The organism is Bacillus sp. RB3, assembly GCF_030164735.1.
GTDB classification, from domain to species: Bacteria; Bacillota; Bacilli; order Bacillales; family Bacillaceae_G; genus Bacillus_A; species Bacillus_A cereus.
In genome coordinates this window covers 1-239 of sequence record NZ_JASNGE010000135.1, presented here as the reverse complement: position 1 = coordinate 239, position 239 = coordinate 1, and the positions used below count along the sequence as shown (strand labels likewise).

Here is a 239-nt window from a genome sequence, read left to right as displayed (position 1 = left end):
AGTAGCTCAGTGGTAGAGCTATCGGCTGTTAACCGATCGGTCGTAGGTTCGAGTCCTACCTGCGGAGCCATTATGCTTCCATAGCTCAGCTGGTAGAGCACTTCCATGGTAAGGAAGAGGTCACCGGTTCAAGCCCGGTTGGAAGCTTGGGAATAGGTTTAAAACTTTTTTGGCCCGTTGGTCAAGTGGTTAAGACACCGCCCTTTCACGGCGGTAACACGGGTTCGAATCCCGTACGG

The 239-nt window shown here is 52.7% G+C and carries 1 tRNA gene; it reads left to right on the top strand.

The features are described 5' to 3' along the window. Positions 1-74 precede the first annotated feature (74 nt). Positions 75-147: transfer RNA gene (locus QO049_RS30685), tRNA-Thr, on the top strand. The last annotated feature ends 92 nt before the right edge of the window (positions 148-239 follow it).